Source organism: Shewanella maritima (assembly GCF_043643735.1).
Taxonomy (GTDB): domain Bacteria; phylum Pseudomonadota; class Gammaproteobacteria; order Enterobacterales; family Shewanellaceae; genus Shewanella; species Shewanella maritima_A.
On sequence record NZ_JBHZSM010000003.1, the window covers coordinates 365,268 to 385,719 of the forward strand.

Here is a 20,452-nt window from a genome sequence, read left to right on the forward strand (position 1 = left end):
TTTAACTTTTTTAGTTAATCATGTTCGATAGCTTAAAACCATTGAGGTTATTAGCAAGTAAATTTGGTTACAAACTATGGGTTTAATGGTGCGATAGTATGGCTTTGACTTGTTTGGACAGAAGGCTGATAAGCTTTAACAACCGCCATCACATTCGCACCATCGATAGAGGACGTTTGTTTGGCATATTGGGCTGTTTGCAGCTGGGCAATGACCTCGTTGAGTTGTGTCGATAGCTTGGAGATATCAGCTAAGTTCATTGGTTTTTGATGCAGTTGGGTAAAGTACAGCTGTAACTGCTGCAGTATTTGACTAACATCTTTTTGCTTACATGCTAGGGTTAAGCTGAGCATGGCATCTTTGGGTTGATTAACTACCATATTTGAATTGGCATGTTGAGGTGTTGGGGTGTTATTTCTCGCCTTTAACCATAAACCCAATGTCATTAACCATAAGGTTGCAAAAAGAGCGGTTAACCAAGGCCAATATCTGCCTGTGTCAGTTTGTACCGTATTGATAGGCTGTAGGTTTAGCTCTGGCGCTGCTTGGCCGGGCTCAACGGTGATTTGTTTCGCGGGCAGCGTGGCGTATTCTTGTTTATTTGTACGTGGATTCCACCATGGCACACTGATTTCTGGCAGGGTAAATTCGCCTGCTTGAGTCGGTACAATTGCCATGGAAATTTGATATTGCGAGACAACTTGGCCATTTCGAACAAAAGATTGGCGTTGCGGCTTTTCTGGGTACGCTTTCATGCTATCGGGAAGTGGAATAGCAAAATTGGGGATGCTGTTATCATCACTGCCTGTCGCAATTAAATTAATGGTGCGAGTGATAGGGCTACCGACTTGGTATTCTTGTTGTTCATCTCCCCAATCTTCTTGTAACACCACGATATCAGCAACTAACCAGTCGCCTTGGAAGCTTGCTGGTGCAGGTTTGATATTAATCACTTGTTTATCTGTTTTGGCTTGCATTGGGCGACTTTCATTAAAGCCGAACATACCGCCACGGCGTGGTGCTTCCACAAGTACATCACCAGAGAAACTCGCTCCCTCAATGGTAAGCTCACCGGGTAAGTCAGCAATGATGCCGTAGGTACGCTCTAATACTCTAAAGCGGCGACCGTTAACTATTTCAGTACCGTCCTTGTCTTCACCGATTTGTTTTATTTGTGCGCCGTCGATTTCAGGGGCGTGAATAGCACCACGCTGTAGTTCGACTGCAAGATACAGTTTGACTTTGTAGGTCATGAGCTGACCGACAAAAGCTTCATTGTCCAATTCTGTGGCCTTTAAAAATACTGATTGCTGGCTTTGAACTTGGCTACCTTGTGGCGCGACTTCGAGTTTAATTGGTTGCGAGCTGGCACCTTGAATGGTAATGGCGGGGATGGTTACCGTGCCAGTCGATTTAGGTGAAAGCAGTACCTGCCATCGAGTTTCTTTGGTGGTATCAAAATTAACCATTTTGGTACTGCGCCCAACGCTAGTTCTGCCAACTATGAAGTCTGCTAATAGCATCGACGTATTAAACTCGCCGGCATTAAGGTCGTCATCTGCGGTTACCGTGAGTACAAAGTACTCGCCCATGATAGCGGGGTTGCGATCAACACTGGCGACGACTTGGCTCACCGCTTGGGCTGAAATACTGGTAAACATTGCTGATACAAAGATCAGTGCACTTATAATTAATCGAATTACCACTGTTGTTGGTCCTTTGGTAATAAGCCGTTTTGTCGACGTTTTTGATATTCAAGCTGCATCTTATTGCGAATGAGCACTTGGGGATCTTCACTGACCGCGCGCAATGCTCGCTCCATGTCAGCGGGCAATGGCTGTTGTTCCATTGAAGTTGGTGAAACTTGAACAGCTTGGGTATTATCAGGCTCTTCATCTGTTTGGGCTTCTGCTTTTCGCGCTTCACTTTGACTTAGTGATGTAGCCTCATGTTGCTCGCTTTGCTCATTTGGCTGTTGATTAGCTTGTGCTTCAGCGGCACTTTGAGCATCCGCTTGCATCTGAGCTTCATTAGTGGGGTCACTTTGGCTGTTATTGCCAGCGTTTGATCCCGCATCATCGCTTTGTTGTTGGCTCTGCTGATCTTGGCTTTGGCCTTGGCCTTGTTGCTCTTGTTGCAGACCTTGGGTTTGCTGCTCGCTATCTGATTGCTGTTCTGAAGATTGCTCATCGCCAGATTGGCCAGATTGTTGTCCGTCATCTGGCTGAGATTGACTTGACTGGTCTTCATTTGACTGATCTTCATTTGGCTGCGATTGAGACTGCTCTTCAGATTGAGACTGTTGCTTATCTTGCTCACTTTGATCTTGAGGCTGCTGCTCTTGTTCTTGTTGTTGGTTCTGATCTTGTTGTTGATTTTGTTCTTGTTCTTGTTGCTGCGACTGCTGCAACAGTTGCTTTGCCAGTTCAAGGTTTTCAGCTGCTTGCGGGAAATCAGCTTGTAACGATAAAGCTTGTTGATACTTGTCAATGGCTTTTTCAAATTGATGCAGCTGCATCAAGCTGTTGCCTTGATTAAAGAAACCATTGGCTGATGAGTCTTGTTCAAACAAGTTCAACGCTTGTTCATAATCACCGGCTTTATATTGAGCACTTGCTTGCCATTGAGCGTCTTCAAAAGTGTTGGCTGCTTGTTGGTATTCGCCTCGCTGATATGCTTTATCCCCTTGTTGGTTTTTGGTTGACCAAAAGTCATTCCAACCAAATGCCTGGGCTGTGTTTGGCATCAACAGACTTGCACTTGTTAAGCTGATAATAAACGTGGGGGCTAACACGCCGCTTGCGATGCCATGTCGGAAACTCAATAACACTGGCAGTAACAGTAACAAGGCTAAATAAGGCCCCAAGTCGTGCCAGTCTTCACCTGATAATTCTGTTTCGCTGGTATCGCCATCGGTGCTTAGCCAATGGGTTAATGCGCTAATATCGGAACCATCTGTTTGGAGCGGGAACAATTGACCGTTGTGATGTTTGGCCAGCTTAGACAATAAGTTCATATTGGTGCGAGCGACTACAACTTCATTGCGGTGATCACGCAAAAATTGACCATCAGGTAGCTTAATTGGTGAGCCTTGCTGAGTGCCAATTGCCAAAATCCCCAATCTGAAGTTTGGATCTAAACTGCCATATGCGTGATCAAACTGCGCTGGGCTCATACCATCTGTCACTAATATGACATCACCGCTTTGATGGCCACCTTGCACTAATAGCTCTTGGGCTAAGGTTAAGGCCGATGCGGCGTTAGAGCCTCTTACAGGCATAATGTCTGGTGATAATGTGGGTAACAGATTCAGTAATGTGCCTTTATCTCTTGTTAGTGGACTGATAGTAAAGGCATCGCCTGCATAAGCAATAAGCCCAGTTTCGCCATCAGTTAAAGAGTCGACTAAGTCAGTGGCCCTAAATCTTAAATGTGATAAACGATTGGGGGTAAGGTCTGTGGCATACATAGAGAGCGACATATCTAACACGATGATGCGGCCATTCTCTTTAGCATAAACAGGTAAATGTTGTTTGCTCACAGCTGGGCCAGATAGTGCAACAATCGCAATGACCCAACAACACAATAACAACCACTTAGGTTTTGATTGTGTTTCTGTTTCAGAGGTTATTAATGCTTGGCTTAAATGCGGCGCAATATACTGTTGCCATGCTGAAGATTGCTGTTTGCGCCTAACCATGAAAATGAAAATGAATATGGCTGGAATTAAGCCAAGTAACCATTCAGGGCGAATAAAGTGGATCATGATTGCCCCTTTTGGTTTTTGTTAATCATGTCTTGCAACGACTTTCTACTTATCATTAAATGCGGTGAAATAGCCTGATATAAGCTTAATAGTAAGCTCAGTATTAATGGCCAGTAAAATAGCTCCGTTTTAGGAAGATAGCTCAATGAGTCACGGCTAACGGGTTCTAGTTGGTCAATTTTTTGGTAGATTTGTGCCAACTCATCTGCGTTTCGAGCACGGAAATATTGCCCATTAGTTTGCGCTGAAATATCAATTAATTGCTGTTCATCAAGATCGTAAGAAGGGTTGACTTTCTCGGTACCAAATAGCGTTCTTCTTTCTAGTACTTCCGCGCCGACACCCACGGTATAGATGGTAATGTTTCGCTCAGCGGCAATACGGGTCGCTGTCATTGGGTCGATGTTACCCGCATTATTGGAACCATCTGTGAGTAACACTAATACCCGGTTACTTTCATCTACTTTTTCAAAGCGTTTTACTGCTAATGCAATCGCTTCACCAATGGCAGTTTGTTTACCCACTAGACCAATTTGCGCGTCAGTTAAGAATGTCGCAACAGAGCGTCTATCTTGAGTTAATGGTGCTTGTAGATAGGCGTGGTCGGCAAATAAAATCAGGCCGATGCGATCACCTTGTCTGCGCTCGATAAAGTCGGATAACACATGTTGGATCAGGGTAAAGCGATCAACCGTTTGACCATTGACCTGCATATCTTCAATTTGCATACTGCCAGAAAGGTCTACAGCTACCATCAAATCACGACCTGAAGCAGGGATTTCAATGGGGTCGCCTAGCCATTGCGGGCGAGTTAATGCGAATAACAGAAACAACCAAATTAACCACTGAAGTTTTCTTGATTGCTGGGATTGATGTCCTTGCTCAATAGCATCATTGCCTTCAATACCAGGTAATGACAAATGGCCCGTTTGGACTGCCTTATGCTTTGATTTAATGAGAAAAGGGAGCGGCAGTAGGATTAATATCCATAACCATGCAAACGTTATCATGCGACCTCCTTGTGAGGAGCGTCAAAACGGATGGTGCTATTCAGCCATAAGCGAGCAAGGTGAGTTAGTTGCTGTTGCTGTGGTTCAGTTAATGGTGTGGCGCTATACCTAAGCGCTAGCAAGGGAGCAAGCTTTCCTTGCTCTTGCTTGGGTAAGCGTAACTCTAGCCACTGTGTCCATGCATCGCCATCGAGGTGTGCTATCTGAGCTCGAGGGAGATAACTCATTGCAGTCCGTTTAAATAAGCTATTAATGTCGATGGCCAAATTCTGGGAATTATTCGGTAATTGCTCTAGTAGCAGTAGCGCTTGTTTTCTTGGTTGATGGTACTGCTTGGCTTTACGCCAACGGCTGAACAACCACAATAATGTTGCTAGGACAAGGATTAACATAACCCAGTAACCAGGGGCGATAGGAAGTTGATGGACCTGTGGTGGCAACACTATGTCGTGCATTTGATCCAATGGTGATGGGGCTGACATCATTAGCGTAATCGCTCTAGTTGTTGGCTTAATGGCAGTGCGGCATCAATAAAGCGAGGTTGAACTCTAAATGTACTCATGAGATCGATAAACTGCTGTTGTTTAGCCTGCTGAGAGGCGAGCCAAAACTCATAACTTTGACGCGTTAGCATGAGTTTTTTGTTGCCATCTTTCACAGGCAGCGAAAATTGCTTTGGTAAATCCATCGTGCCTTGACGAATGGGGTCGGTTATCACAAACGCGCCAAGGTCACAGTGACGAGATAATTCAGTTAGCGGCGCAATGCATTGGTCATTAAATTGCTGCCCATCAGTTATTATCCAGATTAATGATCCAGGTTTTGCTAACCGTTGTAAGCGCTGGCAAGCCTTAATCAGGTGATTTGGGTCTTTATCTAGGGTATCGAAGTGTTCTAACTGTTTATTGTGAACATCTATTAACCCCGAGGTTAATTGTAAAATACCTTGATGACGGCTGCGTGGTTTAAGTTCTAAATGGGTTGTTTCACTGGCTATGACGCCGCCAATTCGGTCTGAGTTGCCAATGGCACTCCAGCCTAGCGTCGCGGCTAAATGGCAAGCTTGCACAGATTGCATTAATAACTGCGAACCAAAATAGAGGCTATGACTCAAATCAACCAGTAATAGAATAGGGCGCTCACGTTCTTCAACAAAAAGCTTGGTATGTGCTACCCCTGTTCTTGCCGTCACACGCCAATCAATGGTGCGTACATCGTCGCCATTTTGATAATGGCGAACTTCAGCAAACTCCATGCCTCGACCTTTAATTAGGCTATTTCTGTGCCCTGAAAGAGAGGCTCTAGCGCGGGAACGAACATCTGGAATTGCCTTGGCCAATGCTTGGCAGGCAATCAACTCTTTGTCAGTTAATTTAACACCGTTACTGAATAGCGGTAATTTTTCTCTTGCGGCCATTGGTTTTTAAGGTACCGCGACTAAGCTAAGAATATGGTTAATGACATGTTCGGCATTAATACCTTCGGCTTGTGCTTGGTAACTGAGCAACAGTCGATGCCTTAATACATTTCCAGCCACTGCTTGCACATCTTCAGGTGAGACAAAATCACGGTTATGTACCCATGCGCGAGCACGGGCACAACGTTCAAGCGAAATAGTTGCACGCGGGCTAACGCCGTATTCTAACCAAGATGCTAATTCATCACTGTATTTTTGGGGCTGTCGCGTGGCCATGATTATTTCGACAATGTATTTCTCAAGTGGCTCAGCTAGATATATATCAAGTGCTTGTTCTCTGGCGGCAAAAATGTCTGCCTGAGAGATAGGCTCCATGGTCGGCAATTGTTGCGTTTTCGCCTCAGTTCTTGATTGTCGTAAAATCTCAAACTCTGTTTCGGCGCTTGGGTAATCAAGGTTCAAATGCATTAAAAAGCGGTCAAGCTGCGCTTCAGGTAAAGGATAAGTCCCTTCATTCTCTAATGGGTTTTGGGTTGCCATCACTAAGAATAATGGCGGCAAAGGGTAACTGTTTTTACCAACAGTTACCTGGCCTTCGGCCATCGCCTCTAATAAAGCCGATTGTACTTTAGCTGGGGCACGGTTAATTTCGTCAGCCAAAATTAAATTATGGAAAATAGGCCCTGCTTCAAATTCAAAGTTGCCTGTTTGCTGACGGTAAATGTCTGTGCCGGTTAAATCGGCTGGCAGTAAGTCTGGGGTGAACTGAATACGGTGAAAGTCCCCCTGAATGCCATCACATAATGCTTTGACTGCACGAGTTTTTGCTAAGCCTGGCGGGCCTTCTACTAATAAATGCCCGTCCGCGATTAATGCAATGAGCAGGTTTTCAGTTAATACAGGTTGGCCAAGCACAACCTTATCTAAGTATTCTCTCAGTGAGTGGAAACGACTTAATGGCATTAAAAATACTCGTATTTAGTGTGATTACATAACGCAAAATGAGCCCCTATGTTATGAATTCTATTGGGTTTTGGCTAGTAGGATTAACAGTTTTTAACTGAAGCTTGGACAGTTTCTTGTAAACGGGTGTTTAAAACTCACAAATAAAAAGTTAGAATCAGATCACACTTTAATGGTCTGACCAGCATAGGTTAGGCAGAAATGGATATTTTCGGTTCGTTGAAGACGGGCTCATAAAACAAGAGGGTGACCAATGAGTGATAGACAGCAAGTAACAAATGCCAAGGGAGAGCGAATTGCGATTGTCGCGGGTTTGCGTACTCCTTTTGCCAAACAGGCGACAGCTTTTCATGGTGTATCAGCCCTCGATATGGGCAAAATGGTTGTCAACGAGTTGCTATCTCGCTCGGAGCTTGACCCTAAGTTAATTGAGCAGTTGGTATATGGCCAAGTAGTTCAAATGCCGAAAGCCCCCAATATTGCCCGTGAAATTGTACTGGGTACTGGTATGGATGTCTTCACTGATGCTTATAGTGTCACCCGTGCTTGTGCAACCAGCTTTCAATCAACCGTTAATGTAGCTGAGTCAATCATGACCGGTAATATTGATATCGGTATTGCTGGTGGTGCTGACTCTTCATCTGTTTTACCTATTGGTGTATCAGAAAAGCTGGCCAGAGCACTGGTCGACTTAAACAAAGCGCGTACCTTCCAACAAAAGTTTGCCATTGCCAGACGTTTAGGCTTAAAAGATTTACTTCCAGTTCCGCCAGCTGTTGCTGAATATTCAACCGGTTTATCTATGGGACAAACAGCAGAGCAAATGGCTAAGACCCATGGCATTACACGTGCTGAACAAGATGCTATGGCACATCGTTCTCATTCGCTGGCGACTGAAACATGGAATTCAGGCCATTTGGCTGGTGAAGTCATGACATGTCATGTACCGCCTTATAAGCAGTTTATCGAGCGTGATAATAATATCCGTGAAAATTCTGTTCTTGAGTCATATGCCAAACTGCGTCCTGCTTTTGATCGTAAGCACGGTAGTGTGACTGCAGCGAACAGTACGCCGTTAACTGATGGTGCATCTGCGGTATTGCTAATGAGTGAAGGTAAAGCTAAGGCTTTAGGTTATGACCCGATTGGTTACATTAAGAGTTATGCATTCTCGGCAATTGATGTGTGGGAAGACATGTTGATGGGGCCTTCTTATGCGACTCCGATGGCACTGAAACGTGCAGGTATGGAGCTTGAGGACTTAACCTTAATTGAAATGCATGAGGCATTTGCTGCTCAAGCGCTTTCAAATGTGAAGATGTTTGCTTCGAAAAAGTTTGCTGAAGAAAAATTAGGTCGCAGCCGTGCAATTGGTGAAATTGACATGGATAAATTCAATGTATTAGGTGGCTCGCTTGCTTACGGTCATCCCTTTGCTGCAACCGGCACCCGATTAATTACCCAATTATGTCGTGAGTTGAAGCGTCGTGGTGGTGGTACAGGGTTAACAACGGCGTGTGCTGCTGGTGGTTTAGGCGCTGCAATGATTGTGGAAGTGGAGTAATAGAACATGGAAAAAACATTTGAATTAAGTCGCCGTGAAGATGGTATTGCCATTTTATCAATGGATGTTCCAGGCGAAACCATGAATACCCTCAAGGCTGAGTTTGGCCCTGAGATCAGTGAGATTTTGGCTGAAGTTAAACAAGACTCAAGCATTACTGGCCTAGTGATTGTGTCGGGTAAGTCTGATTCTTTTGTCGCTGGTGCAGATATCACTATGTTGGATGCATGTACAAGTGAAGAAGCTGCTAAGACACTTTCACAACAAGGGCATGTGGTTTTCAATGAATTGGCCAACTTATCTATTCCTGTGGTGGCAGCTATTCATGGCGCATGTTTAGGTGGTGGTTTAGAACTCGCGTTGGCATGTCACTTACGCGTATGTAGTGATAGCAAGAAAACAATTATGGGCGTGCCAGAAGTGCAATTAGGTTTATTACCTGGTGGCGGTGGTACGCAACGTTTACCTCGATTGGTCGGTGTAACAACTGCATTAGATATGATGCTGACGGGTAAGCAAATCCGTCCAAAACAAGCCTTAAAAATGGGGCTGGTTGACGATATGGTGCCGCAATCAATCTTACTTGAAACCGCAATTCAAATTGCCCATAAAGGCAAGAAAGCAGCGCGCAAAATTAAGCCAACGCTGATGAACAAGGTGCTTGAGTCAACCTCATTTACTCGAGATATCGTGTTTAATCAGGCTGCAAAACAAGTTCAGAAAAAAACTCAAGGCAATTACCCTGCGCCGAATAAAATCATTGACTGTGTTCGCCAAGGGTTAAATAAAGGGATCACTAAAGGGCTTGAGATTGAAGCGAGCCATTTTGCTAACTTGGTGATGTCGAAAGAGTCTGAATCTCTGCGTAGTATCTTTTTTGCCACCACAGAGATGAAAAAAGAAACGGGCGCTGAAGGTGTTGAGCCAAGAGAAGTAAACAAAGCGATGGTATTAGGTGGTGGACTAATGGGTGGCGGTATTGCGTCTGTGACCACGACGAAGGCGAAAATTCCTGTACGTGTAAAAGATATTTCTGAGCAAGGCTTAAGCAATGCGCTATCTTACGCATATAAGTTGCTAGCCAAAGGTGTAAAGCGTCGTCATATGACACCCGCCGCTCGTGATGGATTGATGGCTTTAATGACCACCACAACAGAATATAAAGGCATTAAAGATGCAGATATTGTAGTTGAGGCTGTTTTTGAAGACTTAGATTTGAAACATCAGATGGTGAAAGATGTTGAACGTGAATGCGGTGAAAACACCATTTTTGCCTCTAATACTTCATCACTCCCAATTGGACAAATTGCAGAGGCGGCTAGTCGTCCTGAAAATGTAATTGGTCTTCATTATTTCTCACCAGTGGAAAAAATGCCGCTGGTAGAAGTCATAGCACATAAGAAAACTTTGCCAGAAACGATTGCAACGACAGTGGCATTTGCCCGTAAACAAGGTAAAACACCTATTGTTGTTCAAGATGGTGCTGGTTTCTATGTTAACCGTATTCTCGCGCTTTATATGAATGAAGCTGCTCAGTGGTTGTTAGAAGGCCAGCGTGTTGAGAACCTTGATAAGGCTCTGGTTAAGTTTGGTTTCCCTGTGGGACCTATGACGCTGCTAGATGAAGTAGGTATTGATGTAGGCGCGAAGATTTCACCCATTCTAGAAAAAGAATTAGGGTCACGTTTTAGTGCACCGAAAGCATTTGATCAACTATTAGCTGACGATCGTAAAGGCCGTAAAAATGGTAAAGGTTTTTATCAGTATGGCGCCAAGGCTAAGAAAGCAAAGTTAGTTGATGAATCTGTTTATGGCGTGTTAGGTATTAGCACAGCATCTGACAAACCAATTAAAGATGTCGCCGAGCGCTGTGTGGTGCAAATGCTAAATGAAGCGGTAAGGTGTTTGGAAGAAAGTATTATCGCTTCACCACGAGATGGTGATATTGGCGCAATTTTCGGTATTGGCTTCCCACCATTTTTGGGCGGTCCATTTAAGTATATTGACTCACTAGGCGCGGCTAATTTAGTCAGTACTTTAGAAAGTTATCAAAAGCTGTACGGTGAGCGTTTTGAGCCAGCAGAATATTTGAAGCAAATGGCTGAAAAGGGCGAAACTTTTTATAAGAAAAGCTAAAAGATACTCATTGAAAAGTATTAAAATCTAAAAAGTGTTAAAAAAGCGGCAATCACATGCCGCTTTTTTTTGACGCTTGGGAATACTTTTGCCTGATTTTTAATCGATATTTGTCATTGTTTAGTGTATATTCTGCGCAAATGTAATGCTTTGGGCTAGTATTGCGTCAGTATTTCGTCAGGAATACACAGTAGAATAGCCATGCACTAGAGGTTTTCTGTAACTAAGATTTGTTGGCTATGTATTAGCGGCATGAGTAGACCTTGTACAAGGTATGATGTAAGTCTTGATACAACGTAAAAGTTTGGCAGTAACTGAAGAAGTATGAGGTTTCAGTGGTTTTTCAATTTGAAGTAGTTGTAATGTGTGCCGCATGGTTAGCTTGTGGCTATATGTTTGGTTTAGCAGCCTTTAAAGAAGGGTTAGCGGTCAAACGATGGGCAGTAACAGGTATGGTATTAGGCCCGTTAGCTTACCCATTATTCAATACTCACAAACGCTATGCTAATGGTAAGACGTTAGAGCGATATGAAGCTATTAGACGTTTTTAATTGTTGTATAGCGAACAAAAAAAGGAGCCTTAGGGCTCCTTTTTTAATGCATATTACATTAGAGCTTACTTCCACCAGGCTTTGGCTTTTACCACTTCAAGATGAAGTAGACCTTCAGGAAGTTGTACTTTTTTACGAGCAGGCTTTGCTAATCCTAGTGCTATTTTTAATGAATTAAACATAAGTTTCCCCTCCTGAGTTAAGCTGTTTGAGTTTCTAATACTTTGATGTGTGGAATACCACCAGCTACTTGGGTATCTAATACTTTGATGTGTGGAATACCACCAGCCACTTGGATGTCTAATACTTTGATGTGTGGAATACCACCAGCTACTTGGGTGTCTAGCACTTTGATGTGTGGGATGCCGCCAGCCACTTGGGTGTCGAGTACTTTGATGTGTGGAATACCACCAGCTACTTGGGTATCTAATACTTTGATGTGTGGAATGCCGCCAGCCACTTGGGTGTCTAATACTTTGATGTGTGGAATGCCGCCAGCCACTTGGGTGTCTAGCACTTTGATGTGTGGAATGCCGCCAGCCACTTGGGTGTCGAGTACTTTGATGTGTGGAATGCCACCAGCTACTTGGGTATCTAATACTTTTATGTGTGGAATGCCGCCGGCCACTTGGGTGTCGAGTACTTTGATATGTGGAATGCCACCAGCTACTTGGGTATCTAATACTTTGATGTGTGGAATGCCGCCTGCTACTTGGGTGTCGAGTACTTTGATATGTGGAATGCCACCAGCTACTTGGGTGTCTAACACTTTGATGTGTGGGATCCCACCTGCAGTTAGTTGACTATCGAGCTGTGAATGTTCTAATTCAGATATTGGTGAACTTTGAGTGAGTGACTTATAAACATCCATGTTCATTGCATTATCGTTGAAAGCTGAAACAGGGTTAGCAAAACTTGTGATGATTGCAGCTGCAATAATTCCTTTAAGCATCTTCTTATCTCTCTATTAGTTGTAATTTATGTCAAAACGTTTTTTTGACAACTTAAAGAGTAATAAGCAGAAGTTGTGCCAACCTGTAAAATGTTAGTAACAAATGTCTTATTTATGTTGCTTTCTGGAGTGTTTCATTTTTGTGTCTGTAATTAATAATTTTGAAAAGTCTTTCTCAGGTATCGGTTTACTATAAATATACCCTTGTATTTCTTCACAGTTAAGTGCTTTCAATATGTTCAGTTGTGCGGTTTGTTCGACACCTTCCCCCACAACTGAAAGCCCCATGTTATGGGCTATAGTGATGATCGAATCAACCATTTTTAAGTCACGGTCAGATTTATCAATATCGTCTACAAAACTCTTGTCAATTTTTAAACAGTTGATTGGGAAACGCTTTAAATAAGATAATGATGAATAACCGGTACCAAAGTCATCTAATGCAAGGCTAACCCCCATTTTTGATAGTTGTTGCATGACTTTAATCGCATTTTCCGGATTTTTAATGACAGTTCCTTCTGTGATTTCTAGCTCTAAGTGATGTGGGGGTAACTTAGTTAGTTGTAATATAGATTCAATACGCTGCTTGAGATCAGGTAGGGCAAATTGTCGTGAAGATAAGTTAACAGCCACACGACCACTGAAAATGCCTTGTTCAAGCCATTTATGAGCTGAGAAACAGGCTTTTCTAAGCACAACATCACCAATCTCGACAATAAGACCATTTTCTTCAGCTAATGGTATGAAATCATTAGGCGCGATAATGCCAAGAGTTGGATGATTGAGTCTTACCAGGGCTTCCATACCAGCTAAGCAATCATTTTTAACGTCGACTTTAGGCTGGTAATATACCTCAAAATAGTCTTCTTTGAGGGCTTCACGGATTAAGTTTTCAACCTCTAATTGCTTTAAGGCATTCTGATTTAGAGACTCTGAATAGAATTGGTAACGGTTGCCACCCGCTGATTTAGCATGGTACATAGCAATATCTGCTTTTCTCAACAATGCCTGTTCATTTTGCTCATCTTCAGGATAAAGCACGATACCAATACTTATCCCTAGAACTAGCGATTCGCAATCTATTTCAAATGATGGTGATAAAGATTGGATAATTTTTGAGGCAATGGCTGCACAAGAGCCAATATCAGGCATTTGATCAATAAGAAGAGCAAATTCATCACCGCCTAGACGATACAAGCTGGCGTGCGGGGGAATTGACATCTTGATTCGGTCTGCAACGCCTATTAATAAATCATCACCCACTTGATGGCCTAAAGAATCATTAATACGTTTAAAGTTATCAACATCAAGCACCATCAAGGTATGGTGTATATCTTTTTTGACGAGGTTACTTAGCGTTACTTGTAAACTAGAACGGTTAGGTAGCCCTGTAAGTAAGTCATTATTGGTCAGTTTGCGTAATTCTTCTTCTTGCTGTTTACGACGGGTGATATCGGAGAACACACCAACATAATGGCTAGTGCCACCTTGCTCATTGTAGATAGTATCAATGGTGAGCTCCATTAAGAAAAAGGTACCATCACCACGATTAGCCTCAACCTCACCAGTCCAGCGACCATGCTGTTTCAGTAGTGAACGAATCTGTTCAGAATATGCTTTCGGGTAACGATTAAACTCTAATAGTTCACCATTGAATTTTTCTCGTGTCATTGCCGATATTTCACAACATGCTTCATTTACCTCAACAAACTGATACTTTTCATCGAGTATAAACATTCCTTCTGAAATATTTTCAATTGCACGAGCAAATAGCCTTAATTGCTCTTCTGCTTGCTTAATTTTGTTGATGTTTTTAATTGTTCCCGTCATACGCAGAGGGAGCTCTTTTTGATCACGCTCAACAATTTTAGCTCTGTCCAATATCCAAACCCAATCAGGATCTCTACCTTTGACTCGGTATGCGATCTCAAAGTGGTCAGTGAGTCCTTCAAAATGGTCATTTAGTGCTTTTTGAACTCTGTCTTGATCTAAGGGGTGAATATTGCTTTGTTCGCCATCTTTACCTGAACGTCTACCATCACGAGGAAAGTCGAGTGTGCCCCAAATGTTTGAGCGGTAAATTTCACCTGATTCAATATCCCAGTCCCACATTTCATCACCACTTCCCCAAAGGGAAAGTTTTAGCCGCTCTTCACTCATGGCTATTTGTTTTTGGACTTGTCTTCGACGTAATAGGGCTCTGAATATCAAGTAAGAAATAAGAATTATTGCAAATCCATAAACTACAAGAGCATTTGTGGATGCCCACCATGGGGGAGTGATTATGATGGTCAGGTTTCGAACCTCGCCCTTTTGACCCGTTAATAAATCAACGGCATATATGCTGAACGTATATTCACCTGACGATAAATTAGTATAGGTTGCAGAGTTATTGCCTTTAGCTGGGATCCACTCTTCATCTAACCCTTTTAAAATATAGTAAAAATCTGTTGTTTTATAAGTTCGTCCAACAGAGCTAAATTTGATTGTGAAAGGGTAATCAGAATATTTTAGTTTAATGCTATCTTGGGTATTTAGTGTCGTTTTTAGGATCTCTGAGCCAACATCAACAGGAGTGTTAAAAAGTAGTAGCTCTTTCAAGTTTGTTTTAATCGATTTCTGTTCGTTTAATTCAGATAGAACCTCATTAATATCAATGAGGCTAAGGCCTGTGGTGCCGCCAAATAATATTTGCTCTCCAATTGAGAGTAAAGACCTTATGTTGTAGTCCGCTAGAACACCATTTTCTTCTGTTAATCTAATATGTGAATTATTTATTAAGCTAATTATATTTACTTCATAAGCCGAAGCAGTAATAAAAAATGAGTCTATATGTTGTGTGGAATAAATCGCTTTATTGTTGTTAAAAACTTGTTTTACTACTGATGGTCTTGAACTACTTACACTGTATAGTGACTTTGTTGTCCCGAAGAAAATGTCCCCATTAGAGTATGAAAGGCTCAAAGTTATTTCTTTGTCAAAAATTGTTTTTATATCATTATTGTTAATGAGGTAGACACCAAGTTGGGAAGCTATCCACCTGTCTTCACCAATTAGAAGTGAATCATAAATTGGGTAATTAAGGTTGGTTTGAAAGCGGGATAACGTTTTTTTAGAGTCACTATACTCCAGAATGTCACCTAGGAACGTACCTGCAATAACTTTATCACCTTCAGTTTTTAAATGAGTAATGTAGTCATCTGATATCTTCTCTTGAACTCCATTATTCATAAGGAATAAGCCGCTATGATCCCCTAAATACAAGTTCTCATTTATAACAGTGATGTACTTGGGACCTTCATTATTTGAAAACGGGTACGTTTCAATTAGGTTTAAAGTTTTATCATATTTTTTTATATTGCTTTCATTTGTTGCTATATATACATATTCATCATCTTTAGATATTGACCAAATATTGTTGAGCTCTGGTTTAACTCTTTTTACTAAATTATTTATAGTGGAAATGGAAATAAATCCATCTTCAATATTTGATGCTAATATTTTGCTTTCGTTTTTTGATAAATATAGAGCACGTGACTTTTGTAAATTTACACTTGTTCTTCCAACTTTATTTATTTTGTAATTGGATAGGATTTTAAATATTTCCTGGCTAGTTACGCCTATTAAAGTATTTGAGGTTGTAGGGGTGTTGAAGTTGTAAAATACAGTTTCTGATAGTTTTGTTAATTCCCCTCTATATATTTTAAAAAGACCTTCACTAGTCGATACTACGAAGTCATCTTCAAAATTTGAAATGTCATTGGTCTGATCTAGTACCTTTGTTATAATATTATTTGAATGTAGAAATAGTTCCCCGTCATAATTTCTTATATATATATAATTATGGCTTTTAACTACCTTTTTTATTTCTTTTAGGGATTTGTCATTTACAACTGAAACTACCTGGTTTTTATTTGTATCGACAACGATCATCTCATTGTTCATGCCAATATACAGGAAATTGTCAAATTGACTTAGAGACCAAATAGCTTTGTTGCCTATATAAGCTTGAAACTGAGTGGTTTCAAAGCTTTCTGTTTGTGGTATAAATCTTACCAACCCCTTATCTGTGCCAACTAGGAGCGATTCATCTTTATCTACCAGTAGGTTTCTCACAAACGAACTTGGTAACCCGTTGTCTTGGTCTGCGTGAAAATGCTTAAATTCATTACCATCAAATCGATTTAGGCCATTTACTGTACCAACCCAAATATAGCCACTTTTATCTTCTGCAAAGCTCGAAACGGTATTTTGCGATAATCCATCAGCGACGGAATAAGAGTCATAATTTAATGCGATATCAAATTGACTTGTGGAAGACTCGGTACTGAAACCAGCAGCGGAGGAGAAGCTAATCAATGTTAAGCAAAGAAACAAAGCATACAGCGATAATTTAGGCATAAAATGGGTACTTTTAGTGGTAATACCGATCTAAATTGTAAAAGATATACTTTTTCAGAAAGCAACATACTTGTCAAAAATATGTTACCCAATTTAACCCTAAGTGATAGAAATTTAGACAGCTTTTTCACCTTAAGGTGGTACGTACGGTTTAATTGTAGACGAAATAATACGGTATATCGCATATATGCCAGATAATTATCTATTTTATACCGTAAGATTAGCGATAAGTTGTAAATTCTACTGTTTTACAAAAACAGCGCGCTAAAACTCAAATTTTATGGCGTCGGTTTTAAATTGTTTCAAATCTTCAATCATATTGTCTGATATTAAGGGGATTTGATCTGTATGGGTATCGCCATTATTGAAGAGCACTAAGCGATTACTGTTTTTACTGCGCATGTGCTTCATCATAAATTTAATTAGATCAGCTCGCGTAAGCTTGGAAATTTCAGCTGCAACCAGTTCCCTTTGATTAAACTCATAATCTCTATTGCCTAAACTGACCCAATATCGTTGGCTGCGAGTTTTTATGTTGGCATCTTGCTCCATTACTTGATTGACCAAACCTTGCTTTGTGACCTCCCATTGCTCATTGGTGATTTGCATCACGGCATAGCTAAAATCAGCAATGAATTCGTCAATAGCTTCGAGTAACTTTCTTGGTCCTGCACTCGGTGATTGTATATAGAAAATAATGCCCGGGTGGCGGTTTAAGGGGAGGTAGCCTGTTCCTACCATGTACCCCAGCTGTTGTTGGGTTCTCAACTCATGGAAAAAGTTCGATGACATGGTGTGATTAAGTAAGCTAAACAACGCCATTCTATCAGGTGTTGTTTCAGCCGATTGATAATAGACGATGATTGCACTGTCTTGATGGTTGACTTGTTTTTCTCTGAGCAAGGTTCCTCTATCACGTAAGTCCACCAATTCTCTTGAGGATTCACCACTAGGCTTAGTCACTAGCGATAGTAATAATTCTAATCGTCTACCTAGAGCTTGAGCTTCGCTAATCAACCAATCACCATAAACAAGCCCCTCTAAATAAATTTTCTCATAGAACTCACTGACATGATTATGTAAGTCGTTAATGGTGACAGATTCTAACTCTTCAGCCATTCTTACTGGTTCATAACTGCGCTTTTGTAATGTGACAGTTAAACTTGAAAATAATTGTGAAATTGGCTTTGCTTGTGCTGCATTATTCCAGCTTCTTAATATTTGCTTCTTAATTACCTCAAAGCGTTTTTGAGAGAAATTGCGCTCTCTCGCTTTATTGATAATGAGTGCTAGCAAGGTTTCTTGATTGCCACTGAAACCGGTAATGTGCAGGGTAATTCCCCCTTGGTGAGGGTAAATATTGTAGTAAAGCCCTGCGACTTCAGCTTGGTAAGTAGATTCGCTCAAGTAATCGATGACCATTTCGACATAAAGGCGAGTCAGTGCTGCATGACGTGGCGTTTTACTCGCACATTGTGAATCGAGTGAGAGAAATAAGTGCCCTTTAGGGACATTAAACTCATCATCTTTTTTATGCCAAATTCGGTAGCCTTTCCCCTCAGTCACGATAACAGGCACATTGCTGACGGCTTCATCGGTTCTTTGTTGTGGATTTTCAACAATGAATGGATTCTTAAGTGGTAAGGAAAGCGCTTCTCGAACAGAATTATCTCGCCAACTTGCCATCCTAATCTGACTAATTGAGCTTATTTTGAACGGTGTGTTATACCAGTCAGCATACTGGTCGACTGATAACTCAGGACAGACTAATTGCAAACGCATGTTTTCGACGTTGAAGTGTTGCAGTAAAAAATCGGCCTCATCAACATCTAAGTTATCCATACGGTAGTCGCCGTAAACCGTATCCTGAACCTCATAATGATGCATGTTGATACTTAAATGCGAGGCTAAGTCGAGCACTTTTATTTGTTCTTGAAAGCGAAATGAGGTTTCCAGCAAACTGGCTCTTTCTCGGTATCGCCAGTCTTCGAGGCCATTTTTTTGGATTAAAGTAATGTATTCAAATACACATTTTATAATGTCATCGACTTGAGTTAGGCCATACTCTGTTAATTGAATATTTACGGTGTAATCTTTAAAGTTATAGCCATTGACACCGCCTCCAGCAGACAAATTACTGGCAAGGTTTTGTTGTTTTAAATAGGCTAATAAACTACCCGGCCCTTCATTTCCCAATAGGTGGCTAATAAACGTCAGCGGTTTTCGTTGATAAAACTGATCAATACCAGGCAAATCAAAACTGATAGCAATTCGACGTTGCTCTTTCAGAGGAATAATGTCGACCTGCTGGCACTTTTGCTGCTTAGTGAGAAAAGGCTGATCAGGATATTGCTTGCTAATATTTCTATTGATAATTCCTGAAAAATATTTCTCAGCTAATTGGGTTAGCTCAGAGATTGGTTGAGGGGCAACCAAGCATAACGTCATAATATTCGCGCTGTAATGTTGCTGATAAAATGCCAGCAGTTCAGCGCGAATTTGCTGCTGATCTCCCGCTAGCGTTTTTAAGTTGCCAACAGAAAACTTTGAAAAAGGGTGTCGCTGATTTATTGAAGCTTTTTGAACCTGATAAATGCGTCGAATATCATCTTTAAGCTTTAAGCTATATTCAGACTCAATGGCTTGGCGTTCTCTATCAACCAATTCAAGATCAAATTTGGGCGCAATGAAAAATTGACTGAATCTATCCAGTGACTCTTCGAATGCGTCAGCATCAATACTGTAAAAGAAGTTAGTATGTTCAGTGCCAGTCCATGCGTTGTTATTGCCCCCATGTTGATTAATAAATGCATTGTATTCGCCAGAATCAGGAAATTTGTCTGTGCCCAAAAATAGCATATGTTCAAGAAAGTGTGCCATGCCTGGTCTTTCAACAGGATCATCAAAGTGACCCACGCCGACAGCCATTGAAGCTGCAGCTTGGTGAGTTTGATTATCCTCGACTAACAATACTCTTAGTTCATTAGTTAAACGTAAGTATTGATACTGACGGTGATCATTGGGGCTTTTTATGATTGGTGGAAAATCAGACAATGAGTGGCTCCACAATTTAAATCTCACTATATATTGATCTGCTTCTAGGTTTTTAGCAAATAACTCATGTGATTATCGACTAAAGAATAATGATTGTCAGTGTTTTGTCTCATCAATTAACGATACAATTAACCAATAACAAAACAAATATTGCTAGCGAGAGAAGTATGCAGCTATTTTTAATGCGTCACGGTGAAGCCAGTTTCGATGCGCCTTCTGATAGAGAAAGAAAATTAACTGACAGTGGGCGGTATCACACTCGCAAAATGGCAAATTGGTTAACAATGAACATCGGCCAAATCGACCTAGTCATTGTTAGCCCTTACCTTCGTGCGCAACAGACGTGGCAGGAAGTCAGTAAGCACTTACCTGAACCTCGTAAATTAGTGACGTTAGATGACATTACTCCTAATGGCTCACCTCAAACTGCAACCGATGCAATTCTTGCTTATGCCGAGGAATATTATGCGGATACAGTGTTAGTGATTACTCACATGCCTGTGGTTGGTTACATGGTTAATGAATTGGATAAGACTGTCGAGCCGCCAATTTTTGCGACATCAGCCATTGCTCAACTTGATAAACATGCAGAGCAGGTTAGTTTTGTTGCAATGAATACGCCGCAGTCTGTTGCTTAG

13 protein-coding genes are annotated in these 20,452 nt (G+C 41.4%); 4 read left to right on the forward strand and 9 right to left on the reverse strand.

What is annotated here, in order from left to right; genetic code table 11:
* Positions 1-74: 74 nt before the first annotated feature.
* The 6 genes from ACHUGF_RS05835 to ACHUGF_RS05860 are packed head-to-tail and all read right to left on the reverse strand — an operon-like array spanning position 75 to position 7,156.
* Positions 75-1,706 carry a BatD family protein gene (locus tag ACHUGF_RS05835; RefSeq protein ID WP_394129833.1) on the reverse strand — a complete coding sequence of 544 codons (1,632 nt, stop codon included), beginning with the start codon at positions 1,704-1,706 and terminating at the stop codon, positions 75-77.
* Positions 1,700-3,766, reverse strand: a complete 2,067-nt coding sequence (locus ACHUGF_RS05840) for a VWA domain-containing protein (RefSeq protein WP_394129834.1) — start codon at positions 3,764-3,766, stop codon at positions 1,700-1,702. Before ACHUGF_RS05840 ends, ACHUGF_RS05835 begins: the two co-directional genes overlap by 7 nt.
* The gene (locus ACHUGF_RS05845) at positions 3,763-4,776 is read right to left on the reverse strand and encodes a vWA domain-containing protein (RefSeq protein WP_394129835.1); all 1,014 of its coding nucleotides are present in this window, start codon (positions 4,774-4,776) and stop codon (positions 3,763-3,765) included. The genes ACHUGF_RS05840 and ACHUGF_RS05845 overlap by 4 nt, the downstream gene beginning before the upstream one ends.
* Entirely contained in the window at positions 4,773-5,261 is a 489-nt protein-coding gene (locus ACHUGF_RS05850) for a DUF4381 domain-containing protein (RefSeq protein ID WP_394129836.1), read from the reverse strand. Before ACHUGF_RS05850 ends, ACHUGF_RS05845 begins: the two co-directional genes overlap by 4 nt.
* Positions 5,261-6,193, reverse strand: a complete 933-nt coding sequence (locus ACHUGF_RS05855; protein WP_394129837.1) for a DUF58 domain-containing protein — start codon at positions 6,191-6,193, stop codon at positions 5,261-5,263. Before ACHUGF_RS05855 ends, ACHUGF_RS05850 begins: the two co-directional genes overlap by 1 nt.
* Before the next feature lie 6 nt (positions 6,194-6,199).
* Complete coding sequence (locus ACHUGF_RS05860) at positions 6,200-7,156, reverse strand: AAA family ATPase (protein ID WP_394129838.1); 957 nt, start codon at positions 7,154-7,156, stop codon at positions 6,200-6,202.
* A 253-nt stretch (positions 7,157-7,409) separates the two neighbouring features.
* Between ACHUGF_RS05860 and fadI the strand changes: the two genes are divergently transcribed.
* From fadI to ACHUGF_RS05875, 3 genes are all read left to right on the forward strand, one after another.
* Positions 7,410-8,720, forward strand: coding sequence for an acetyl-CoA C-acyltransferase FadI (gene fadI / locus ACHUGF_RS05865; RefSeq protein WP_394129839.1), 1,311 nt, complete (start codon positions 7,410-7,412; stop codon positions 8,718-8,720).
* A 6-nt stretch (positions 8,721-8,726) separates the two neighbouring features.
* Positions 8,727-10,856 carry a fatty acid oxidation complex subunit alpha FadJ gene (fadJ, locus tag ACHUGF_RS05870; RefSeq protein ID WP_394129840.1) on the forward strand — a complete coding sequence of 710 codons (2,130 nt, stop codon included), beginning with the start codon at positions 8,727-8,729 and terminating at the stop codon, positions 10,854-10,856.
* A gap of 362 nt (positions 10,857-11,218) precedes the next feature.
* Positions 11,219-11,407 carry a hypothetical protein gene (locus tag ACHUGF_RS05875; protein WP_394129871.1) on the forward strand — a complete coding sequence of 63 codons (189 nt, stop codon included), beginning with the start codon at positions 11,219-11,221 and terminating at the stop codon, positions 11,405-11,407.
* Between the two features lie 199 nt (positions 11,408-11,606).
* Here ACHUGF_RS05875 and ACHUGF_RS05880 read toward each other — a convergent pair whose 3' ends face one another.
* The 3 genes from ACHUGF_RS05880 to ACHUGF_RS05890 form a co-directional block, all read right to left on the reverse strand.
* Complete coding sequence (locus tag ACHUGF_RS05880; RefSeq protein ID WP_394129841.1) at positions 11,607-12,359, reverse strand: hypothetical protein; 753 nt, start codon at positions 12,357-12,359, stop codon at positions 11,607-11,609.
* 108 nt (positions 12,360-12,467) lie between these two features.
* Positions 12,468-16,760, reverse strand: coding sequence for an EAL domain-containing protein (locus ACHUGF_RS05885; RefSeq protein ID WP_394129842.1), 4,293 nt, complete (start codon positions 16,758-16,760; stop codon positions 12,468-12,470).
* Positions 16,761-17,024: 264 nt separating this feature from the next.
* Entirely contained in the window at positions 17,025-19,814 is a 2,790-nt protein-coding gene (locus ACHUGF_RS05890) for an insulinase family protein (RefSeq protein ID WP_394129843.1), read from the reverse strand.
* A gap of 167 nt (positions 19,815-19,981) precedes the next feature.
* On the opposite strand from ACHUGF_RS05890, the gene sixA reads away from it, so the two are divergent.
* The gene (sixA, locus tag ACHUGF_RS05895) at positions 19,982-20,452 is read left to right on the forward strand and encodes a phosphohistidine phosphatase SixA (protein ID WP_394129844.1); all 471 of its coding nucleotides are present in this window, start codon (positions 19,982-19,984) and stop codon (positions 20,450-20,452) included.